The organism is Halorubrum sp. FL23 (genome assembly GCF_052439115.2).
GTDB lineage: Archaea > Halobacteriota > Halobacteria > Halobacteriales > Haloferacaceae > Halorubrum > Halorubrum persicum.
The window spans coordinates 163832-181533 of sequence record NZ_JBQVRO020000007.1 but is presented as its reverse complement, the minus strand read 5'-3'; the positions used below and the strand labels follow the sequence as shown (position 1 = coordinate 181533).

Below are 17702 nucleotides of genomic sequence, written 5' to 3'. Positions count from 1 at the left end.
GGTCGGGACGGGGCGACTCACACAGCGGCCGCTCGTTCCGGGGGAGACGGAGCGTCGAGAGCGCGTCGAGAACCCGAGACGACACCCCGGTCGCGGCTCCCGCGGGTGCCGGTCGCTTCCGGCGGCTTCAGTCTCCGCCCGCGGCCCGCGCGTGTCGCCGGGCGTCTTCCGGGGCGCGTCCCTCCCGGAGCAGCGCCTCGACGAACAGCTCGCCGGCCTTGTACGACGAGCGGACCATCGGTCCCGAGGCGCAGTAGAGGAAGTCGAACTCCGCCTCGGCGACCGCGCGCCACGTCTCGAACACGTCGGGGTGGACGTACTCGAACACGTCGAGGTGCGAGCGCGAGGGTTGGAGGTACTGGCCGAAGGTGACCACGTCGACGCCGACTTCGCGGAGGTCGCCCAGCGTCCGGTACACCTCGTGGTCGTACTCGCCGACGCCCAGCATGAGGCTCGTCTTGGTGTGGATGTCCGACTGGCGGTCGACCCGATCGAGCACCGCGAGCGACTGCTCGTAATCGGCCCGTCGGTCTCTGACCGGCCACTGGAGCCGCTCGACCGTCTCGACGTTGTGGGCGATCACGTCCGGCCCCGCGTCGATGATCCGGTCGATCGCCTCGGGGTCGCCCTGGAAGTCGGGGATCAGCGTCTCGACGAGAATCTCCGGGTCGCGTCGTTTGATCTCGCGGATCGTCTCGGCGAAGTGCGCGGAGCCGCCGTCCGCGAGGTCGTCTCTGTCGACCGACGTGAGCACGACGTAGTCGAGCCCGATCTCGTCGACCGCGTCCGCGACGTTCGCCGGCTCGTCCGGGTCGAGCGGCTCCATCCCTCCCGTCTCCACGTCGCAGAAGTTACACCCGCGCGAGCAGCGGTCGCCCATGAGCATGAACGTCGCCGTGCCGGGGCCGGCCTCGGCGGCGTCCGCCGCCTCGCCGTTCGGGGGCGCGTTCGCGCCCCCGGACCAACACTCGCCCATGTTGGGACAGTTGGCCTCCTCGCAGACGGTGTGGAGGTCACGCTCGCGGAGGCGCTCTTTGATCTCCGTGAACCGGGAGCCGGACGGGGGACGCGACTTCAGCCAGTCCGGCTTCCGACGGCCGCGTTGCATACCCGAACCACGGCGGCCGGGCGCAAAAACGTGCGGGTCCGACCGACCGCCGGCGCGAGAAGACGTATGCTATCTAACATCAGTAGCGTTTTATTATCCCCAACCGATTCGGAACTATTCGATGTTCGACGTCGACCGCGAGGCGATCACCGGCGGGCCGGTAGGGAGGGTCCTCCTGCTGCTCGCGGCCCCGCTCGTCGCACAGAACCTCGTGTACGTCGCGAACGCCCTCGTCGACACGTTCTGGCTCGGTCGGGTGAGCGAGGACGCCGTCGCCGCGGTCGGGCTCAGCCTCCCCATCCAGTCGCTTCTGGGCGCGGCGGTGGTCGTCGCGGCCCTCGGGACCCAGATCCTCGTCGCGCAGCGCGCCGGCGACGGGGACGCAGCGGGGGCGCGCCGCGTCGCGGTCACCGGCGCGGCCGTCGCGCTCGCGGTCACGGGCGCGATCGCGGTTCCAGTCGTCGCGTACTCCGAAGAGCTGGTGCGGCTCCTCGGCGCGGACCCCGCCCTGGCCGGCACGACGGCGACGTACCTCGCGATCATCGTCGCGGTCCTCCCGCTCGGCGCGGTCGGTGACACGGTGGAGAACTGCTTCACCGCCTACGGCGACACGCGAGCCGTCCTGCACGTGAGCGTCGCCAGCGTCCTCGTCAACCTCGTCGCGGCACCCGTGCTCATCTTCGGCGCGGGGCCGGTCCCGGCGCTCGGGGTCGCGGGCGCGGCGCTCGCCACCGCGATCTCCGCCGTCGTCGGGCTCGGGCACGTCCTCGCGTACGCGGCGGGGATCGGGCGTGACACGTTCCGGCTCACCCGCGAGGCGGTCGCCGTCGACCGCTCGACCGCACGGGAGATCCTCCGGGTCGGGCTCCCGCTCGGCGGCCAGCGCGGGGCGAGCGAGCTGGTGCGCGTGCTCGTCGTGGGGCTGGTCGCGGTCGCCGGCGGCGCGGCCGGCGTCGCGGCGTACACGGTCGGCGCGCGCGTCGCCACGCTCGCCGTCGTTCCCGCGCTCGGGATGCAGCAGGCGGCCCAGTCGATGATCGGCCAGAACCTCGGCGCGGACGCCCCCGAACGCGCCCGGCGGACGACGGTCGTGGGGACCGGGATGGTCGTCGCGGCGTTCCTCGCACTCGGCGCCGTCCAGTTCCTGTTCGCCGGCGCGATCACCGACTTTCTGGCGCCCGACCTCACGGCGGCCGGTCGGTCGCTGTCCGCGTCGTACCTCCGGATTCTCGCGGCCTCCTACTGGGCGCTCGGAGGGACGTACACGCTGTTGGCGGGCTTCAACGGGGCCTCCCGCACCCGCACCTCCCTCGTCGCGGACCTGGTCAAGTACTGGGGGGTCCGGTTCCCCATCGCGGTGGGCTCGGTGCCCGCGACGGCGACGTTCGGCGCGTTCGGCGTCGCCGTCGCGCCCGGACTCGGATGGGGGGTCGAGGCCGTCTTCTGGGCGGTCGCCGTCTCGAACGTCGTCGGCTTCTGCGGGCTCGGCGCGTACTTCCGGTACACGACCCGACGGGGACTGTTCGGGAACGCCGCCGACCGCGCGAGCGACGACGGGAACACGGAGCCGGCCGGCGACTGAGGCGGCTTCGGGTCCGTCAGACCGTACGCGATCCCCGGCCGGTTCACGCGATGTCGCCGCTCTCGACCACGGTCGCGAACTCGCCGTCGAGGTGGGCGAGCGCGACGCGGTGAGAGGTCTCCGGGTCGATCCGCTCGCCGTCGTGGGTCGTCCTGGCGTGGGTCGCGGTGCCGTCGGCGACGACGAACACCCCGTAGCCGCGGTTCTCGGCCATCCGGGTCGTCGTCGAGACGCAGTGGTCGGTGGTGAGCCCGCAGACGACGAGGGTGTCGTGGCCCCGCTCGCTGAGCCACTCGTCGAGGCCGGAGTCGAGGAGCGCGCCGTTGACCGACTTCTCGAACGCGGGCTCGTCCTCGGCGGGCGCGGTCTCGGGCTTCCACGCGAACCCGGGGGCGTCCGGGCGCAGCGGGGAGCCGGGCTCGGTCGAGGCGTGTCGCACGTGCGCGACCGGGCGGTCGGCCTCGCGCCACCGCGCCAGCAGCGCGGCCGCGACCGCCTCCGCGTCGGGGTTGTTTCGCTCCCCCCACCCCGGCTCGTCGAAGCCGGTCTGGAAGTCGATCAGCAGGAGGACGGCGTCCGCGGGGAGCGCGGAACCCGCGTCGGAGCCCGTCACCGCCTCCGACGAGTCAGTCATCGCCCAACCCCGTGGTCAGGGTCGCGTCGTCGCCGGGCGCGGAGGGGTCGGCGAGCCGGCGCCACGCCCCCGGCTCCAGCAGCGCCTCCGGCGCCTTCGGGTGGTCGCGGGTCGGACGCAGGGGGCAGGCGTCCGGGCTCGCGTCGTCGTCCTCGCGGAACAGGTACTGGGTCCACTCGCGGTCGCCCTCAACGCCCCAGTCGCCGAGGTCGGCGTGGGGGCAGACCCCGTCGTAGTCGCCCATGCGGTCGCGGATGGTCTCGCGGGCCCGCTCGCCCGCCTCGGTGTCGGCGGTGATCCCCTCGAAGACGGCGCGGGGCTGGACGGTGATCTCGAGGCCGACCGGCGAGTACCGGCTCTTGCGCTCCTCGTAGAACGGCGCGCGGGAGGTCGGGAACAGCGGCTCGCCGCCGAAGCAGAACTCCCACCGGGGGGTGTCGGGGTCGGTCGGGATCTCGTCCGGCCACGGCTCCGGGTCGTGGACGTGGAGGAACTCCAGGACGTGCCAGAGCCGCTCGTGGTAGTGCGCCTCGCCGCGGTCGCCGGCGGGCGGTTTGAAGAACACCGCGAGCGGCGCGCGGTCAGCGTGATCCTCGTAGGTGTCGAGGTACTCCAGGATCACGTCGCGCAGCCGGAGCAGGGCCGCGGGGTCGGTGGGCGACTCGCAGGCGGCGTACAGCAGGTCGCCCTCGCGCTCGACCTCGATACCGAAGTAACAGGGGAACGGGGAGCCGTCGCGCTCGCCGAGCATCGACTCGCGGAAGGTGCGGTAGTGGTCCCGCAGCCAGCCGGGTGCGTCGTCGAGCCGATCGTGGAGCGTCTCCTGGTCTAACAGCACGCCCTCGGTACCGGGCTCGTTCATACCGATCGTGGGGGGTAGATCGGCTTTTGGCTTTCGGCGGTCACCGGCGACCGGGAACGCCGCGACCGGGAACGCCGCGGCTCGCGGACGACGGGGCGCCATCGGTCGCGAACCGATCCGCCGTCGCTCCGAGCGCGATCGCTGTCGGCCCCGCGCGGCAGCGGTTTTTTCACCGCGCGGACCCCTAAAACGAGTATGAGCGATCCCGATTCCGACGCCCCCGACGCGGCCGACGGTCCCGCGGTCGTCCTGTTGGACGTGATGCCCAACGGGCGGCCGGACGACGACCGCCCGCAGTACCGAAAGTCGCCGGTCGCGTACGGGCTCGGGACGGACACGTTCGGGCTGTACGAGCTCGCGCTCGACGAGGCGACGGACGTCTCCGTGAGCGACCGGATCGCGCTCGACGGCGCCGTGGTGGGCCGGTACCGCGAGGTGTCGTTCGACGACCTCACCCGGAACGCGGCGGCGGAGATCGAGTACGCGGTCGAGGACATCGTCGACGCCGACGAGGAGCGGTTCGTCGACTTCTACAACGAGGCCGGGCCGATCACCCTGCGACTCCACCAGCTCAACCTCCTGCCGGGGATCGGCAAGCAGCTCCGGAACAAGGTGCTCGATGAGCGGAAGCGCGGCCCCTTCGAGAGCTTCGCGGAGGTCTCGGAGCGCGTCGGCGGGCTCCACCGCCCGAAGGAGGTGCTCGTCGAACGGATCGTCGAGGAGATCCGCGAGGAGGACCTCAAATACCGGCGGTTCGTCGGCTACGAGGAGTGAGGCGGGACGGGGGACGAGTCGGGCGCGGGCCCGCTCGGACGCCCCGAAACGGGACTTTTACCCCGAACGGCGGAGTAACGCGGCCATGACCGACTCATCGACGGGCGCTGGCGCGGCGTACGGGGACCGCGACCCCGACGCGCTCGCCCGGCGGGCGGGGGAGCGCGCGAACCCCGACCGCGACCAACACTTCCTCGTCGACGACCGCGTGCTCGATCGGATCCCCGCGTACCTCCCAGACGACGTCGACGCGAGCCACCTCTTGGAGATCGGTGGGGGCGCGGGAGCGCTCACCGACCGGCTGCTGGCGGTGGCGGCCGACGACGGTTCCGACGACACCGACGCCCAGCGCCGGCTCTCCGTGATCGAACGCGACGGCGTCTTCGCCGGCTTCCTCCGCGAGGAGTTCGCGACGGCGATCGACGACGGCCTCCTCGACGTGATCGAGGGCGACGCGCTCGACGTGGATCTGCCGCCGTTCACCGCCTGCGTCGCGAATCTCCCGTACGGCGTCTCCTCGGAGGTCGCCTTCCGGCTGCTCCCCGAGGGGAAGCCGCTCGTGTTGATGTTCCAGGCCGAGTTCGCCGAGCGCATGGTGGCGTCGGCCGGCGACGCCGAGTACGGTCGGCTCTCGGTGTCCGCCCAACACTACGCCGCCGTCGAGATCGTCGAGCGCGTCCCGAAGGAGGCGTTCGCCCCCCAGCCCGCCGTCGAGAGCGCGGTGGTCCGGTGTACGCCCCGCGACCCCGACTACGAGGTGGGCGACGAAGCCTTCTTCCTCCGGTTCGTGAAGGCGCTGTTCACGCAGCGGCGCAAGACGGTCCGAAACGCGATCCGAAACACCGGCCACATCTCCGGGTTGGACGATCCGGAGGCGGTCGTCGACGCCGCGGACGAGGACCTGCTCCGACAGCGGCCCGGCGACCTCGACCCGTCGGCGTTCGCGGCGCTGGCCGAGTTGGCCCGCGATCACGGCTCCCCGACGGAGGTCTGAGTCGATGAGCTGGTCGATGGGGCCGCTCGCCGTCCAGATCCCGTGGTACTGGCGGTGGGCGCTCCGGATCCAACAGCGGTTCCGGAGTACGACCGAGCAGTACGTGGCGACGATCGCCGCGATCGCTGCGCTGCTGCTCCTCTCCGCCGCGCTGGTCGTCGGCGGGCGCTGGGCGAAAGAGCGGGTCACCGGCGACGTGGTTCGGACCGCCCAGTGGGCTATCGTCACCGCCGCGACGTTCGCGTTCACCGGCTTCCTCATCGGCGTCTGGGAGCTGACCGCCGAGGTCCAGGCCGCCTTCGAGTTCATCGCCATCGGCCCCGCCGACCTGATCCGCGTGTTGGTGACGGTGATCGTCTTCGCCGGCGCGTACACCGCCACGCTGCTGACGAGGCGGGCGATCGCGTACGGAACCGCCCACGAAGTCGTCTCGAAACACCAACAGGAGATCGCCCACCACGTCGTCCAACTGGTCCTGTTCGTCCCCGCGATCGCCTTCGTCGTCACGCTGTGGGGGATCCCCGTCCAGAGCCTGTTCCTCGGCGCGGGGGCGCTCGGCGTGGTCATCGGGTTCGCCGCACGGAAGACGCTCTCCGGGGCGCTCTCGGGATTCGTCATCCTGTTCGCGCGCCCGTTCGAGGTCGGCGACTGGATCGCCGTCGCGGACCGGGAGGGGATCGTCACCGAGGTCACCCTCTACAACACCCAGATCCGGACCTTCAACGAGGAGCACGTCCTGATACCCAACGACGAGGTGACCGGCAGCGAGGTGGTCAACTTCACGCGAACGGACTCGCTCCGGCTGACGACCGACGTGGGGATCGACTACGACGCCGACGTCGCGACCGCCGCCCGCGTCGCGACCGAGGCCATGGAGGAGTGCGACGCGGTGAACGACACCCCCGCACCGGACGTGATCCGGAGCGGGTTCGCCGACTCGGCGGTCGTGCTCCGGCTCCGCTACTGGATCCAGCCGCCGACGATCCAGCGCAAGTGGAACGCGCAAAACGCCGTGATCGAGGCCGTCAAGGCGGCGTTCGAGCGCGAGGCGATCCGGATCCCCTTCCCGCAGCGCGAACTGTCGACCCGACCGGGTACCGCGGTGTCACCGGGCAACGGGGAGTTGGGGGGCGACGGGGAGGCGGCGAGCGGCGGGGAGGCGGCTGATCGCAGCTCGGCCGCAGACGGAGGGGAGCCGTGAGCGCCGCTCTCCTCGCGCAGAACGCGACCGCCCTTCCCGGACCCCTCAGCGACTTCTACGGCGTCCTGACGGGGAACGTCCAACGCGCCGTGGTCTCCGCGCTGATCGTCGCCGCCGTGGTCGGCGTCCGGCTGCTCACCGGGTGGCTGAAACGGCGGAACGGGGAGCTCTCCTCGAAGCGCCGGCTCCTGCTGTCGGTCGCGGTCGCCGGGGCCACCGCGGTCGGGGCGCTCTCGCTGCTCGCGGTGTGGGACCGGAGCGGCGCGCTCCTCAACGCGTACGAATCGGCGGCGATCGCGGACCAGCTGTCGAACGTCGTGCTCGCGGTGGTGCTCTTGGCGAGCGCCTACGCGGTCACCGACTTCCTCGGGGGCGTCATCCGCGAGATCTCCGCCGAGAGTACGGCGCTGTCCGACCACCAAGAGGAGGTGATCCGGCGGCTCACGCAGCTCTCGGTGTACACCTTCGCGCTGCTGGTCGTGGTGGGGCTGTTCACCGACAACGTCGGCGGCCTCCTCGTCGGGGCCGGGTTCCTCGGGATCGTGGTCGGGATGGCGGCCCGCCAGACGCTCGGAGCCATCCTCGCCGGCTTCGTCCTGATGTTCTCGCGGCCGTTCGAGGTCGGCGACTGGGTGGAAGTCGGCGATCACGAGGGGACCGTCACGGAGATATCGATCATGAGCACCCGTCTCCGGTCGTTCGACGGCGAAGTGGTCACGCTCCCGAACGACACGGTTCGGTCGGGCTCGATAATCGACCGGTCGCGACGGAACCGCCTGCGGATCGAGGTCGAGGTCGGCGTCGACTACGACACCGACATCGAGCGCGCGGCGGCGGTGATCGAGGAGACCGTCACCGGGGTCGAGGGCGTGGCCGAGATGCCCGAGCCGAACGCCGTGACGAAGCGGTTCGCCGACTCGGCGGTCGTGCTCGGGCTCCGGTACTGGATCCGCAACCCGAGCATGCGCAAGCGCTGGCGCACCCAGACGGCCGCGATGAACGCGATCAAGGCGACGCTCGAGGACGAGGGGATCGTGATCCCCTTCCCGCAGCAGACGCTCTCGGCGCGGGCCGAGGGAGCCTCCGGCCCGCAGTTGGACGCCTCGGTCGAGGGGCGCGCGGCGACGCGGGGCGGGTCGCGCTCGGGCGGCGAGAGCGAGGGAGCGGACGCCGAAGGCGACGGAGCGTCGGAGGCCGACGGAAGCGACGGTGACGGCGACGATGGCAGCGGGAGCGGGGAAACGGGGGCGACGGACCGATGACCGGAGACGACCGCGACTCCGGCCTCGCGGAGCGGCGCGGGGTCGACGACGCCGTCGTCTACCAGCCGGCCGAGGACTCCGGACTGCTCGCGGAGGCGGCGATCGACCGGGCGCACGGGCGGGTGTTGGAGGTCGGCACGGGGTCGGGGTGGGTCGCCCAGCAGATCGCCGACGAGCGCGGACTCGACGTGGTCGGCAGCGACCTCAACCCCCACGCGGCGCGGCAGGCCAGCGAGCGCGGCGTCGAGGGGGTCGTCGCCAACCTCCTCTCGCCGTTCCGGGCGAACGCGTTCGACACGGTGTGTTTCAACCCGCCGTACCTCCCCACCGACCCGGACAACGAGTGGGACGACTGGATGGAGCACGCGCTCTCCGGGGGCGAGTCGGGCCGCGAGCTCATCGAACCGTTCCTCGACGACGTGGGGCGCGTGCTCGCGCCCGACGGCGTGGTGTTGCTGTTAGTCTCGTCGCTGACGGGGTACGACGAGGTGCTCGAGCTGGTGGCGGACGCCGGCTTCGCGGCCGAGCCGGCCGTCGAAGAGTCGTTCCCGTTCGAGACGCTCACCGTGTTGGCGCTGCGGCGGGAGTAGGACGGGCCCCGTCCCCCGGCAGTTCCGGCCGATCCAATTACTGTAGGACATAAAATGTATTAGCAAATATTATACGACGGCATACCGAACCAACGGTGATGACTGAACGAGTCGCGGCGACGCCGGGGTTGTATCCGCTCCCGGACTGGGCGAAGGAGACGCTCTCCGACCTCAAGGGGCACCAGAAGGGTGACCTCCTGAGCGGCGACGAGAGCGAGGCGATCGTCGAGGAGTACGCTGACGTGCGCGCCGAGTACGTCGACGACCAGCTCGACGCCGGCCTCGACCGCGTCGTCGAGGGACAGGGGCGCTGGGACGACATGATCGCACACCCCCTCACGGTCCACGACAGCGTCGAGACCGGCGGGATCGTGCGGTACTACGACAACAACAACTTCTACCGCGACCCGCGGGTCGTCGACGACCTCGACTTCTCCGGCGACGTGGCGCGCGAACTGGAGCGGGCGACCGACCTGATCGACGGCGAGGCCCCCCTCGCCGCGACGCTCCCCGGCCCGTACTCGCTCGCGGAGCTCGCGACCGACGAGCACTACCGCGACGAGGCCGAGTTCCAGGCGGCGATCGCCGAGTTCCTCGCGGGCGAGGTCGACGCGTTCCCCGCCCACGAGACCCTGTTCCTGCTCGAACCGTCGCTCGTCACGAACCCGCCCGCGGAGGGTGAGGAGTCCGCCGCGACCGACGCGATCGCGACGGTCGCCGCCGCGACCGACGCCGACGTGGTCGTCCAGACCTCGTACGGCGCGCTCGGCGAGAAGCTGTACGCCCACCTCGTCGACGAGGCGGGCGCGGACGCGCTCGGGCTCGACCTGGTCGCCGGCGACCGCGACGACACCGTCTACAACGTCCAGGAGTTCGGCGCCACCGACTCGCTCGCGCTCGGGCTCGTCGACGGGCAGAACACGCTCGTCGAGGAGCCGGAGACGATCGCGGAGCGCGTCGAGTGGTTCGAGTCGCAGATCCCCGCCGAGGGGTTCGACCGGACGTACCTGACGCCGAACACGGAGCTGTTCTACCTGCCGACCAACAAGTACCGCGCGAAGCTGAACACGCTCGCCGCCGCCGCGGAGGTGCTCGACTAATGGTCCGAACCCCAGAAGCCAACCGCGAACAGTTCCGCCCGCACGACCACGCGAACGACGCGTTCCTGCTGACGACCGTCGTCGGGTCGTACCCGAAGCCGAAGTGGCTCAACCGGGCCGACGAGCTCGTCGACGACCCCGACTCGAAGTTCGACGCATCGGACCTCGAGGAGGCCCACGACGACGCCTGTCGGCTGATCACGCACGAGCACGAGCGCGCCGGGCTCGACACCGTCGTCGACGGCGAGATGCGCCGCAACGAGATGGTGGAGTTCTTCGCCGACCGCATCGACGGCTACGAGTTCAACGGCCCCGTGAAGGTGTGGGGGCACAACTACTTCGACAAGCCCTCCGTCGTCGAGGAGGTCGAGTACGACGAGCCGTGGCTGGTCGACGAGTTCGCGTTCACGTCCGACGTGTCCGAGCGTCCCGTCAAGGTCCCGATCACGGGGCCGTACACGCTCGGCTTCTGGGCGTTCAACGAGGCGTACCCCTCCACCGAGGAGCTCGTCTACGACCTCGCGGACCTCGTCAACGAGGAGGTCGAGAAGCTCGTCGAGGCCGGCGCGCGCTACATCCAGATCGACGAGCCCGCGCTGGCGACGACGCCGGAGGACCACGCCATCGTCGGCGAGGCCCTCGAGCGCATCGTCTCGGGCATCGACGAGGAGGTCCGGATCGGCCTCCACGTCTGCTACGGCGACTACTCGCGGATCTACCCCGAGATCAACGACTACCCGATCGACGAGTTCGACGTGGAGCTGTGTAACGGCGACTTCGAGCAGATCCCGACGTTCACCGACCCCGAGTTCGAGCCCGACCTCGCGCTCGGCGTCGTCGACGCCCACACCGCCGAGGTCGAGCCGGTCACGGAGATCAAAGAGAACATCCGGCAGGGGCTCCGCGTCGTCCCGCCGGAGAAGCTCACGATCTCGCCCGACTGCGGGCTGAAGCTGCTCCCCCGCGACATCGCGTACGGGAAGATGGAGAACATGGTCACCGCGGCCCGCGAGGTCGAGGCCGAGATCGACGCCGGCGAGATCGACGTCGACAATCCGCTCGCGGACGACTGAGTCCGGGCCGTCGAAACGCCGGCCCGCCGGTCGGTCCGCGCTCGTCGTCCCCGACCGAGCGCAGTTAGTTGACCGCCTTGGACAGCTCGGCCCCCGCCTTGAACTTCACGACGCGCTTGGCGGCGATCTGGATCTCCTTCCCGGTCTGCGGGTTGCGCCCCGTCCGCGCGGAGCGCTTCGAGATACTCGAGACGCTCGAGACGCTGAACGAGCCGAAGTCGGCGATCGAGAGCCGGTCGCCCTTCTTCAGCGCCTTCGTCGCCGCGCTGGTGAACCCGTCGAGCGCCTTCTTCGCGTCGGCCTTCGACAGTCCGGCGTGTCGTCCCATTCGCGTTTCGCGGGCGATCCGCTCCGCGTCGATCAGGACGTCCGCCTTGCGGCACCGGGAGCCCGCCTCGGCGCGGCGCCCGTCGCCGTTGCCGGGGGTGAGGTCGAGCGCCGCGGCGAACTCCGGACACGCGTCGAAGTCGACCGGCGACCGCTCGACGACGTCGTTCCCCTTCCCGTCGAAGCCGTTCGACGACTCGCCGGCGCGTCCGGCACCCGCCCGCTTACCGACGCGCTTCGGGACGCTGAAGGCGCCGAAGCCGGCCACGGCGACGCTGTCACCGTTCGTCAGTGCCGCCGTCGCGGCGCGGACGATACCGTCGAGAGCCGCCTTGGCGTCGGCCCCGGATACGCCGGCTTCGCTCGCCATCGCCTCGATCAGTTCCGCTTTGTTCATCGCCGCTACCCCGCCGGTCGACGTCGCCAAGCCCGCCCCGAGACACGCCGAGAGAACGGCTCCCCTCACGAGGACGGTCCGCCGCGAGATCGTGGTTTCGGCCGCGTTGTTCGTATTCATAAGACCATAACGATTGATTGGTATATAAATATATTTGTAATACCATCGGGATTATGTCACTCGCGTACTTCGTGTAGGAGCGGTCGACACGGTACCGCACATCCGGTCCGGTCGCGAGCGGACTCCGAGTTCGGTCCCGAGCAGGCCTCGTGCTCGGTACCGGTCGGCGTCCCGGATCCGGTTTCGGCATCCGTTCAAAGGGCGACGAACGGCGGGCGTGGGTCGGAGACAGAGCGCGTCGCCGACACCGCAACAACATCGCCGAGTCGACAGCATCATTTATACAAACCCGCCGACCCCACCGTCGACATGGACATCGGCCTCACCGTCGGCGACGACCTCGATCGGCTCGCGGCGTCACCGACGCGGTTCGACTTCTGCGAACTCGGGGTCGGCGAGCCGACGCTCGTTCCGGGCGAGATCGACCGCGGACGCCTGACGGACGCGCTCGCCGGTCGGGACCTGCTCGTCCACCTCCCGTACAGCCAGCGGCTGGCCACCTACGTCCCCGAGGTCAACGACGCCATCGTCGACTACCAGCGTCGGCTGCTGGAGGCCGCCGGCGAGCTGGGCGCGGAGAAGGCCGTCCTCCACGCGACCTCCGCCGACCGCGACGACGTCGACTTCCGCGAGGTCGCTGCCGATCAGCTCCGGCGCGTCGCCGACGCCGGCCGCGACGCCGGCGTCGAGGTCGTCGTCGAGAACGTCGGTCACCAGCACGCGGGGCTCCAGCTGTCCGTCCTCGGCGACCTCGCTCGAGAGACGGACACCCCGATCTGCTTCGACGTGGGGCACGCGTACATGGAGGGCGACAACAAGGCGATAAAGCGGTTCCTCCGGAGCCACGGCGACCGCATCTCGCATCTCCACTGCCACGACGTGCGCCGCCGCGGCGACACCCACCTCCCCGTGGGGGCCGGCGAGGTCGACTACGACCTCGTGGAGTCGGAGCTCGGCGACTTCGACGGCACGGTCGCCCTCGAAGTGTTCACCGACGACCCGACCCTCCTCCTCGACTCCGCCGAGCGGGTCGCGGAGCGGCTGGGAGCGTCCTTCTGAACCCGCCTCTGTTTTAGGCCGGCCAAAGGATCGAAAGCGGTAAAACATTTAGGCCAGCCTAAATCGTATGGGGACTGACCAGGCATCCGAAGCGAAGTCGACGCGGCGGAACTATCTCGCGACCGGCGGCGCGGTCGCGGCCGGCCTGCTCGCGGGCTGTGTCGGTGGCGACGCCGGAGCCGGCGACGGCGGGGACGCCCCCGCCGACGGGTCCGACGGCGGCTCGTCCGACGGAGAGTCGGCGGCGGACGAGGAGCAGTCGGACGACGCCCCCGCCGACGAATCGTACACCGTCTCGATGGCGTCGGTCGGCGAGGTCACCTTCGACGCCGTCCCCGAGAGCTGGGCCGCCAACAACGGCAGCTGGGCGGATATGGGGATCGCGCTCGGCCAGCAGCCGCCGGAGGCCGTCTACCTCGCTTCGCGGTACCACACGCAGCTCTACGACGAGATTCCAGGCGTGAGCGTCGACAAAGCGGGAATGAGGTCGCTGTGGGAGAGCGAGCTCGACGTGGAGGAGTTCCTCGCGCTCTCCGAGACGGTCGACTTCTTCGCGATGGACCCGAACTTCCTGCTCGGGCGGACGAGCAACTGGGAGGCGGACGACATCGATCAGATCGAGTCCGCCGGCGCACCGTTCTTCGCCAACAGCATCTTCTCCCGCGGCTACGAGTGGCACGACTACGACTACCTCACGCTGTACGAGGCCTTCGAGAAGCTCGCGGAGGTCTTCCAAGAGGAGGAGCGCTACCAGGCCTTCGAGGCGCTTCACCAGGAGTTCCAGGCGGGGGTCGACGAGATCGTTCCCCCCGAATCGGAGCGCCCGTCGGTGGCGATCATGTGGCCCCAGCCGATCGATCAGCCGGAGGCGTTCTCCCCGTACCTCATCGACGAGGGGACGAGCTTCAAGCAGTGGCGCGACCTCGGGGTCAAGGACGCGTTCGCGACGACCGATGTCAAGGACTTCCACGCGGACCGCGGCCAGGTGGATTACGAGCTGCTGCTCGACATCGACCCGGACGTGCTGTTGCTCCGCGGAAACGAGGCGAAGACGGCCGAGGAGTTCCGCGACACCGTCGTCGCGTTCATGGAGGACCACTCCGTCGCCAGCAGGCTGTCGGCCGTCGAGAACGGCGACGTCTACCGCGGCGGGCCGCTGTATCAGGGACCGATCACGAACCTCGTGCTCACAGAGCGGGCGGCCGAGCAGGTGTACGGCGTCGACGAGGAGCTGTTCGACCGCGAGCGCGTCGCCGACATCGTCAACGGCGAGTTCTAGTCGATCGATCGCCGACCTGTCCGTTACTCTCGATCGGGTTTCCCGGAGTCGTCCGTGTCGTCACCGCTTTCGGCGCTCTCGTCGTGCTCCTCTTCGGCGCCGTCGACGTCTCGCTTTATCGATTCCAGCTCGGACTCGACGTCGACCTCGGGCGACTCTGCGGCGTCGCCGCGGGACCCGTCATCGCGCGCCTCGTGATCGGACCGGTCCTTGGTGTCCGGGTCCGTCACGTCGATCCGGACGGCGCCGTCGTCGGTCGCCGCCCCCGAGCCGCGGTCGGGCGACTCGGCGGGCGCAGTTCGGTCGCGCTCCTCGTCTCGGTCCCGCAGGCCCCCTCGGTCGGCGTCGGGTCGACGGGCGCGCGCCGCGTCGGCCTCGCGGCGGCCGTCGTCGATCCGGGCCTCGATCTCCGCCGTGAGGTCGCGCGCGTCTTCGATGATCGAGCGGGAGGCGGCCTCCTCCGGAAGGTCGGCCTCGGAGAGCGCCGTGCGGAGCTCCGAGAGCGACCGCGACAGCCCGGCGCTCGCGCCGTCCCGGACCCCTCCGAGGCGGTCGGTCGCCGACCCCGCCTCGTCGAGGCTCCGACCGGGGTCGGCGAGCCGGAGCGTCCCCTGTACCAGTTCGAGCGACTTGATCGTCGTCTCGAGGAGCGCGATCACCGTGGGGATGGTGTACCGCTCGGTGAACCGAACGAGCTCGGAGAGCCGGGGCGGTCGAGGGGGGCCGCGGCGGTCCCGCTCGGTCTCGCGGAGGTCGCGGCGAAGGTCGCTCAACACGCCCTCGAGCTCGTCGAGCCGCTCCTCGAGCTCGTCGTCGCGTCGGTCGTCGCGGGAACTCATGTCGCGTCGTAGGCGGTCCGCGGGTAAAAAGCCCGCCCGGGGGAGACGAGACGGAGGAGACGGGCGCCCGCACCGACCGCCTCAGAACCCCTCGCGCAGGTGCGTCGTCCGCGGCGGGAACAGCGCGCGTAGGTCGGCGGCGACCCCGGAATCGACCTCGAGTCCGCCGCTCCGGGCCGCCTCGTCGACCGACGCGTACCCGACGTACAGCTGCGAGAGGCTCCCGATGTCGACCGCGGCGTCGGCTCCGTCGGATCCGCCGGCCGCCGACTCGACCGTCACCGCCCCGGCAGCGACGTCTACCCGGAAGGTGTCGTCGTTCCAGTCGACGAGGGGATCGGCGACCGACAGCGAGAAGGCGGTCTCGATCGCCGGGTCGGGGTCCAGCGCCTCGAGGGCGGCGGCGACGTCGACGAGGCGGACCATCGGTCCGGCCCGGAGCTTGCAGTCGATGGCGCGGGGGTCCTCGACGAGGTCGAGGGCGGGAGCGTCCGGCGGGGCGCGGATCCGGACCTCGGCCACCTGCGAGTCGTGGTTGCGGAAGAGCCGGAGGAGCTGGAACCACGCCTCGTCGTCCGCGGCGACGACGTCGGAGACGCGCATCACGGTGTCGTCCGCGTCGTCCGCGTCGTCGTCGAAGGAGTACCGGCAGATCGCTCGGAGCTCCCCGTCGCGCTCCCACCCGTAGACGAACGGGTCGGTGTTCCACCCCTGAAGGGCGCGCTCGCGCCACCACTCCTCGGTCCAGTCCATCGTCAGGTCGTAGCGGTCGGCCGCCGCCGCGATCACCGGTTTCACGGCCGCGTAGTCGTCCCCGTCGAGCCGGCGGAACGCCCCCGCCCCCTCGCCGTCGGTCGCGATCAGGTCGTCGACGAACCCGAGTTGGTCCGGCGGCGCGGTGAGGAGGCGATAGCGGGAGGCGGTCGCCCACCCGTAGCCGGCGTAGAAGGGGTACTCGAAGGGCCACAGCGTCGAGACGTCGACGCCGCGGTCGCGGTACTCGGCCAGCGACTCGCGGAGCATGCGACCGACGTTTCCCTGCCGGCGGTGCTCCGGGGGAGACGCCACGGCGGAGAGCCCCGCGACCTCGCGGTCCGCCCCTCGAAGCCGCAGCGAGAAGTAGTGGTGCGCACAGACCGCGACCGGGTCGCCGTCGGCGAACAGCCCACGAGTCTCCGCGATGGTGTCGTGGTCGTCCGCCTCTTCGGGGTCGTACGGCCCCTCCGCCGGAGAGAACGCGTACCGCATGAACGCGTCGAACTCGTCGGCGCGCTCGTCGGGGAACTCTCGGTACTCCATGTCCGGTCGGCTCGCGGGAGCGGAATAAGTCTTCCCGGCCCGTGCGAGGGAGTCCCGCGCGTCCCCCTCAGTCGAACTGCCCGCGCCGGTACTGCACCGGCCACTCAACGTCCGCGCCGAGCTCGTGGGCGGCCTCCAGCGGCCAGTAGGGGTGACGGAGCAGCTCCCGGCCGAGCGCGACGAGGTCCGCCCGCCCGTTTTGGACGAGGGCGTCGGCGTGGGTCGGCTCCGTGATCCCGCCGACGGCGGCGACCGGCACGTCGGTCGCCTCTCGGATCGCCTCGGCGTACGGCACCTGATACCCCGGCCCCGTCCCGGGGAGCTGCTGGTCCGGGTGGATCCCGCCGCCGGAGACGTCGATCAGGTCGGCGCCGGCCTCGGCGAGCAGGGGAGCCAGCCGCACCGAGTCGTCCGCGTCCCACGAGTCGCGGTCGGGGAGCCAGTCGGTCGCGGAGATGCGGACGAAGATGGGTTTCCCGTCGGGCCAGACGTCGCGGACGGCCTCGACGACTTCGCGGAGGAGCCGGGTGCGATTCTCGAAGCTCCCGCCGTACGCGTCGTCGCGGTCGTTGGTGACCGGCGAGAGGAACTGGTGGAGCAGGTAGCCGTGGGCCGCGTGGACCTCGGCGATCTCGAAGCCGGCGTCCCGCGAGCGCTCCGCGGCGGCGGCGAACGCGTCGGTCACCTCGGCGATGCCCGCGTCGTCCAGCCGGCGGGTCGCCGCCAGCTCGTCCTCGTCGGCGTCCGGGTCCGGGTACGGCGCGTCGGTCGCGGAGACCGTCTCCCACCCCTGCTCGGCGTCGGCGGGGATGGGGGCACCGCCCTCGGCCGGTGGCCGGTGCGAGGCCTTCCGGCCGGCGTGAGCGAGCTGGATCCCGGGGGTCGCGCCCTGCGATTTGACGAACTCCACGATCGGCTCGATCGCCTCGGCGTGCTCGTCGGACCAGATCCCCAGACAGTCCGGGGTGATGCGGCCGCGGGACTCGACGGCGGTCGCCTCGGTCATCACGACTCCCGCCCCGCCGGCGGCCCGGGAACCGAGGTGGACCCGGTGCCAGTCGTTCGCGAGCCCGTCGTCCGCGGAGTACTGGCACATCGGCGACAGCATCACGCGATTCCGGAACTCGGTGTCGCGCAGCGTGAACGGGGTGAAAAGCGAGTCGGGCATGATATCGGCCGACGGTGGCCACGGGGTAATGGGC

General features: G+C 70.9%; 17 protein-coding genes. 10 read left to right on the top strand and 7 right to left on the bottom strand.

From position 1 onward, the window contains the following. Nucleotides 1-127: 127 nt before the first annotated feature. Nucleotides 128-1108, bottom strand: coding sequence for a lipoyl synthase (gene lipA / locus ACT4MF_RS10960; RefSeq protein WP_099256622.1), 981 nt, complete (start codon nucleotides 1106-1108; stop codon nucleotides 128-130). Between the two features lie 121 nt (nucleotides 1109-1229). Between lipA and ACT4MF_RS10955 the strand changes: the two genes are divergently transcribed. Continuing rightward, nucleotides 1230-2690 (top strand): MATE family efflux transporter, encoded by a 1461-nt coding sequence (locus tag ACT4MF_RS10955; protein ID WP_444682642.1) that lies wholly within the window; start codon nucleotides 1230-1232, stop codon nucleotides 2688-2690. Between the two features lie 43 nt (nucleotides 2691-2733). Here the strand turns inward: ACT4MF_RS10955 and ACT4MF_RS10950 are convergent, their stop codons facing one another. Then, a complete protein-coding gene (locus ACT4MF_RS10950) occupies nucleotides 2734-3324 on the bottom strand; it encodes a cysteine hydrolase family protein (RefSeq protein WP_444682641.1) in 591 nt (196 codons plus the stop codon). Further along, the gene (locus tag ACT4MF_RS10945; protein WP_444682640.1) at nucleotides 3317-4186 is read right to left on the bottom strand and encodes a YqcI/YcgG family protein; all 870 of its coding nucleotides are present in this window, start codon (nucleotides 4184-4186) and stop codon (nucleotides 3317-3319) included. Before ACT4MF_RS10945 ends, ACT4MF_RS10950 begins: the two co-directional genes overlap by 8 nt. Before the next feature lie 195 nt (nucleotides 4187-4381). Here ACT4MF_RS10945 and ACT4MF_RS10940 point away from each other — a divergent pair, with 195 nt between their 5' ends. The 7 genes from ACT4MF_RS10940 to ACT4MF_RS10910 all read left to right on the top strand — a co-directional run bounded on the left by ACT4MF_RS10940 (nucleotide 4382) and on the right by ACT4MF_RS10910 (nucleotide 11180). Then, nucleotides 4382-4960, top strand: coding sequence for a DUF655 domain-containing protein (locus ACT4MF_RS10940; RefSeq protein ID WP_444682639.1), 579 nt, complete (start codon nucleotides 4382-4384; stop codon nucleotides 4958-4960). 85 nt (nucleotides 4961-5045) lie between these two features. Further along, a complete protein-coding gene (locus ACT4MF_RS10935) occupies nucleotides 5046-5954 on the top strand; it encodes a 16S ribosomal RNA methyltransferase A (RefSeq protein ID WP_444682638.1) in 909 nt (302 codons plus the stop codon). A gap of 4 nt (nucleotides 5955-5958) precedes the next feature. Next, nucleotides 5959-7155: a mechanosensitive ion channel family protein gene (locus tag ACT4MF_RS10930; RefSeq protein WP_444682637.1), complete on the top strand. Its 1197-nt coding sequence runs from the start codon at nucleotides 5959-5961 to the stop codon at nucleotides 7153-7155. After that, a complete protein-coding gene (locus ACT4MF_RS10925) occupies nucleotides 7152-8417 on the top strand; it encodes a mechanosensitive ion channel family protein (protein ID WP_444682636.1) in 1266 nt (421 codons plus the stop codon). The genes ACT4MF_RS10930 and ACT4MF_RS10925 overlap by 4 nt, the downstream gene beginning before the upstream one ends. Beyond that, a complete protein-coding gene (locus tag ACT4MF_RS10920) occupies nucleotides 8414-9007 on the top strand; it encodes a HemK2/MTQ2 family protein methyltransferase (protein ID WP_099256615.1) in 594 nt (197 codons plus the stop codon). Before ACT4MF_RS10925 ends, ACT4MF_RS10920 begins: the two co-directional genes overlap by 4 nt. 98 nt (nucleotides 9008-9105) lie before the next feature. Further along, complete coding sequence (locus ACT4MF_RS10915; protein ID WP_444682635.1) at nucleotides 9106-10107, top strand: 5-methyltetrahydropteroyltriglutamate--homocysteine methyltransferase; 1002 nt, start codon at nucleotides 9106-9108, stop codon at nucleotides 10105-10107. Beyond that, nucleotides 10107-11180 (top strand): methionine synthase, encoded by a 1074-nt coding sequence (locus ACT4MF_RS10910; protein ID WP_444682634.1) that lies wholly within the window; start codon nucleotides 10107-10109, stop codon nucleotides 11178-11180. Before ACT4MF_RS10915 ends, ACT4MF_RS10910 begins: the two co-directional genes overlap by 1 nt. A gap of 64 nt (nucleotides 11181-11244) precedes the next feature. On the opposite strand, the gene ACT4MF_RS10905 is transcribed toward ACT4MF_RS10910, so the two are convergent. Beyond that, nucleotides 11245-12024 carry an HU family DNA-binding protein gene (locus ACT4MF_RS10905; RefSeq protein ID WP_444682633.1) on the bottom strand — a complete coding sequence of 260 codons (780 nt, stop codon included), beginning with the start codon at nucleotides 12022-12024 and terminating at the stop codon, nucleotides 11245-11247. A 309-nt stretch (nucleotides 12025-12333) separates the two neighbouring features. Here ACT4MF_RS10905 and ACT4MF_RS10900 point away from each other — a divergent pair, with 309 nt between their 5' ends. Together ACT4MF_RS10900 and ACT4MF_RS10895 are read left to right on the top strand one after the other, a co-directional pair. Then, entirely contained in the window at nucleotides 12334-13083 is a 750-nt protein-coding gene (locus ACT4MF_RS10900) for a sugar phosphate isomerase/epimerase family protein (protein ID WP_099256612.1), read from the top strand. Between the two features lie 67 nt (nucleotides 13084-13150). Beyond that, nucleotides 13151-14362, top strand: a complete 1212-nt coding sequence (locus ACT4MF_RS10895; RefSeq protein ID WP_444682632.1) for an ABC transporter substrate-binding protein — start codon at nucleotides 13151-13153, stop codon at nucleotides 14360-14362. Nucleotides 14363-14385: 23 nt separating this feature from the next. Here ACT4MF_RS10895 and ACT4MF_RS10890 read toward each other — a convergent pair whose 3' ends face one another. From ACT4MF_RS10890 to ACT4MF_RS10880, 3 genes are all read right to left on the bottom strand, one after another. Continuing rightward, entirely contained in the window at nucleotides 14386-15201 is an 816-nt protein-coding gene (locus ACT4MF_RS10890; RefSeq protein WP_444682631.1) for a DUF7547 family protein, read from the bottom strand. A gap of 81 nt (nucleotides 15202-15282) precedes the next feature. After that, on the bottom strand, nucleotides 15283-16500 hold the full coding sequence (locus tag ACT4MF_RS10885; protein WP_444682630.1) for a GNAT family N-acetyltransferase: 1218 nt from the start codon (nucleotides 16498-16500) through the stop codon (nucleotides 15283-15285). A gap of 67 nt (nucleotides 16501-16567) precedes the next feature. Then, a complete protein-coding gene (locus tag ACT4MF_RS10880; protein WP_444682629.1) occupies nucleotides 16568-17668 on the bottom strand; it encodes an NADH:flavin oxidoreductase/NADH oxidase in 1101 nt (366 codons plus the stop codon). Nucleotides 17669-17702 lie beyond the last annotated feature (34 nt).

Bases quoted from the DNA above. Each gene is read 5' to 3' on its own strand.
- ACT4MF_RS10940 (WP_444682639.1), top strand. From the start codon at position 4,382: ATGAGCGATCCCGATTCCGACGCCCCCGACGCGGCCGACGGTCCCGCG.
- ACT4MF_RS10900 (WP_099256612.1), top strand. From the start codon at position 12,334: ATGGACATCGGCCTCACCGTCGGCGACGACCTCGATCGGCTCGCGGCG.
- ACT4MF_RS10955 (WP_444682642.1), top strand. From the start codon at position 1,230: ATGTTCGACGTCGACCGCGAGGCGATCACCGGCGGGCCGGTAGGGAGG.
- lipA (WP_099256622.1), bottom strand. From the start codon at position 1,108: ATGCAACGCGGCCGTCGGAAGCCGGACTGGCTGAAGTCGCGTCCCCCG.
- ACT4MF_RS10950 (WP_444682641.1), bottom strand. From the start codon at position 3,324: ATGACTGACTCGTCGGAGGCGGTGACGGGCTCCGACGCGGGTTCCGCG.
- ACT4MF_RS10945 (WP_444682640.1), bottom strand. From the start codon at position 4,186: ATGAACGAGCCCGGTACCGAGGGCGTGCTGTTAGACCAGGAGACGCTC.
- ACT4MF_RS10905 (WP_444682633.1), bottom strand. From the start codon at position 12,024: ATGAATACGAACAACGCGGCCGAAACCACGATCTCGCGGCGGACCGTC.
- ACT4MF_RS10880 (WP_444682629.1), bottom strand. From the start codon at position 17,668: ATGCCCGACTCGCTTTTCACCCCGTTCACGCTGCGCGACACCGAGTTC.
- ACT4MF_RS10895 (WP_444682632.1), top strand. From the start codon at position 13,151: ATGGGGACTGACCAGGCATCCGAAGCGAAGTCGACGCGGCGGAACTAT.
- ACT4MF_RS10910 (WP_444682634.1), top strand. From the start codon at position 10,107: ATGGTCCGAACCCCAGAAGCCAACCGCGAACAGTTCCGCCCGCACGAC.
- ACT4MF_RS10930 (WP_444682637.1), top strand. From the start codon at position 5,959: ATGAGCTGGTCGATGGGGCCGCTCGCCGTCCAGATCCCGTGGTACTGG.
- ACT4MF_RS10935 (WP_444682638.1), top strand. From the start codon at position 5,046: ATGACCGACTCATCGACGGGCGCTGGCGCGGCGTACGGGGACCGCGAC.
- ACT4MF_RS10890 (WP_444682631.1), bottom strand. From the start codon at position 15,201: ATGAGTTCCCGCGACGACCGACGCGACGACGAGCTCGAGGAGCGGCTC.
- ACT4MF_RS10915 (WP_444682635.1), top strand. From the start codon at position 9,106: ATGACTGAACGAGTCGCGGCGACGCCGGGGTTGTATCCGCTCCCGGAC.
- ACT4MF_RS10920 (WP_099256615.1), top strand. From the start codon at position 8,414: ATGACCGGAGACGACCGCGACTCCGGCCTCGCGGAGCGGCGCGGGGTC.
- ACT4MF_RS10885 (WP_444682630.1), bottom strand. From the start codon at position 16,500: ATGGAGTACCGAGAGTTCCCCGACGAGCGCGCCGACGAGTTCGACGCG.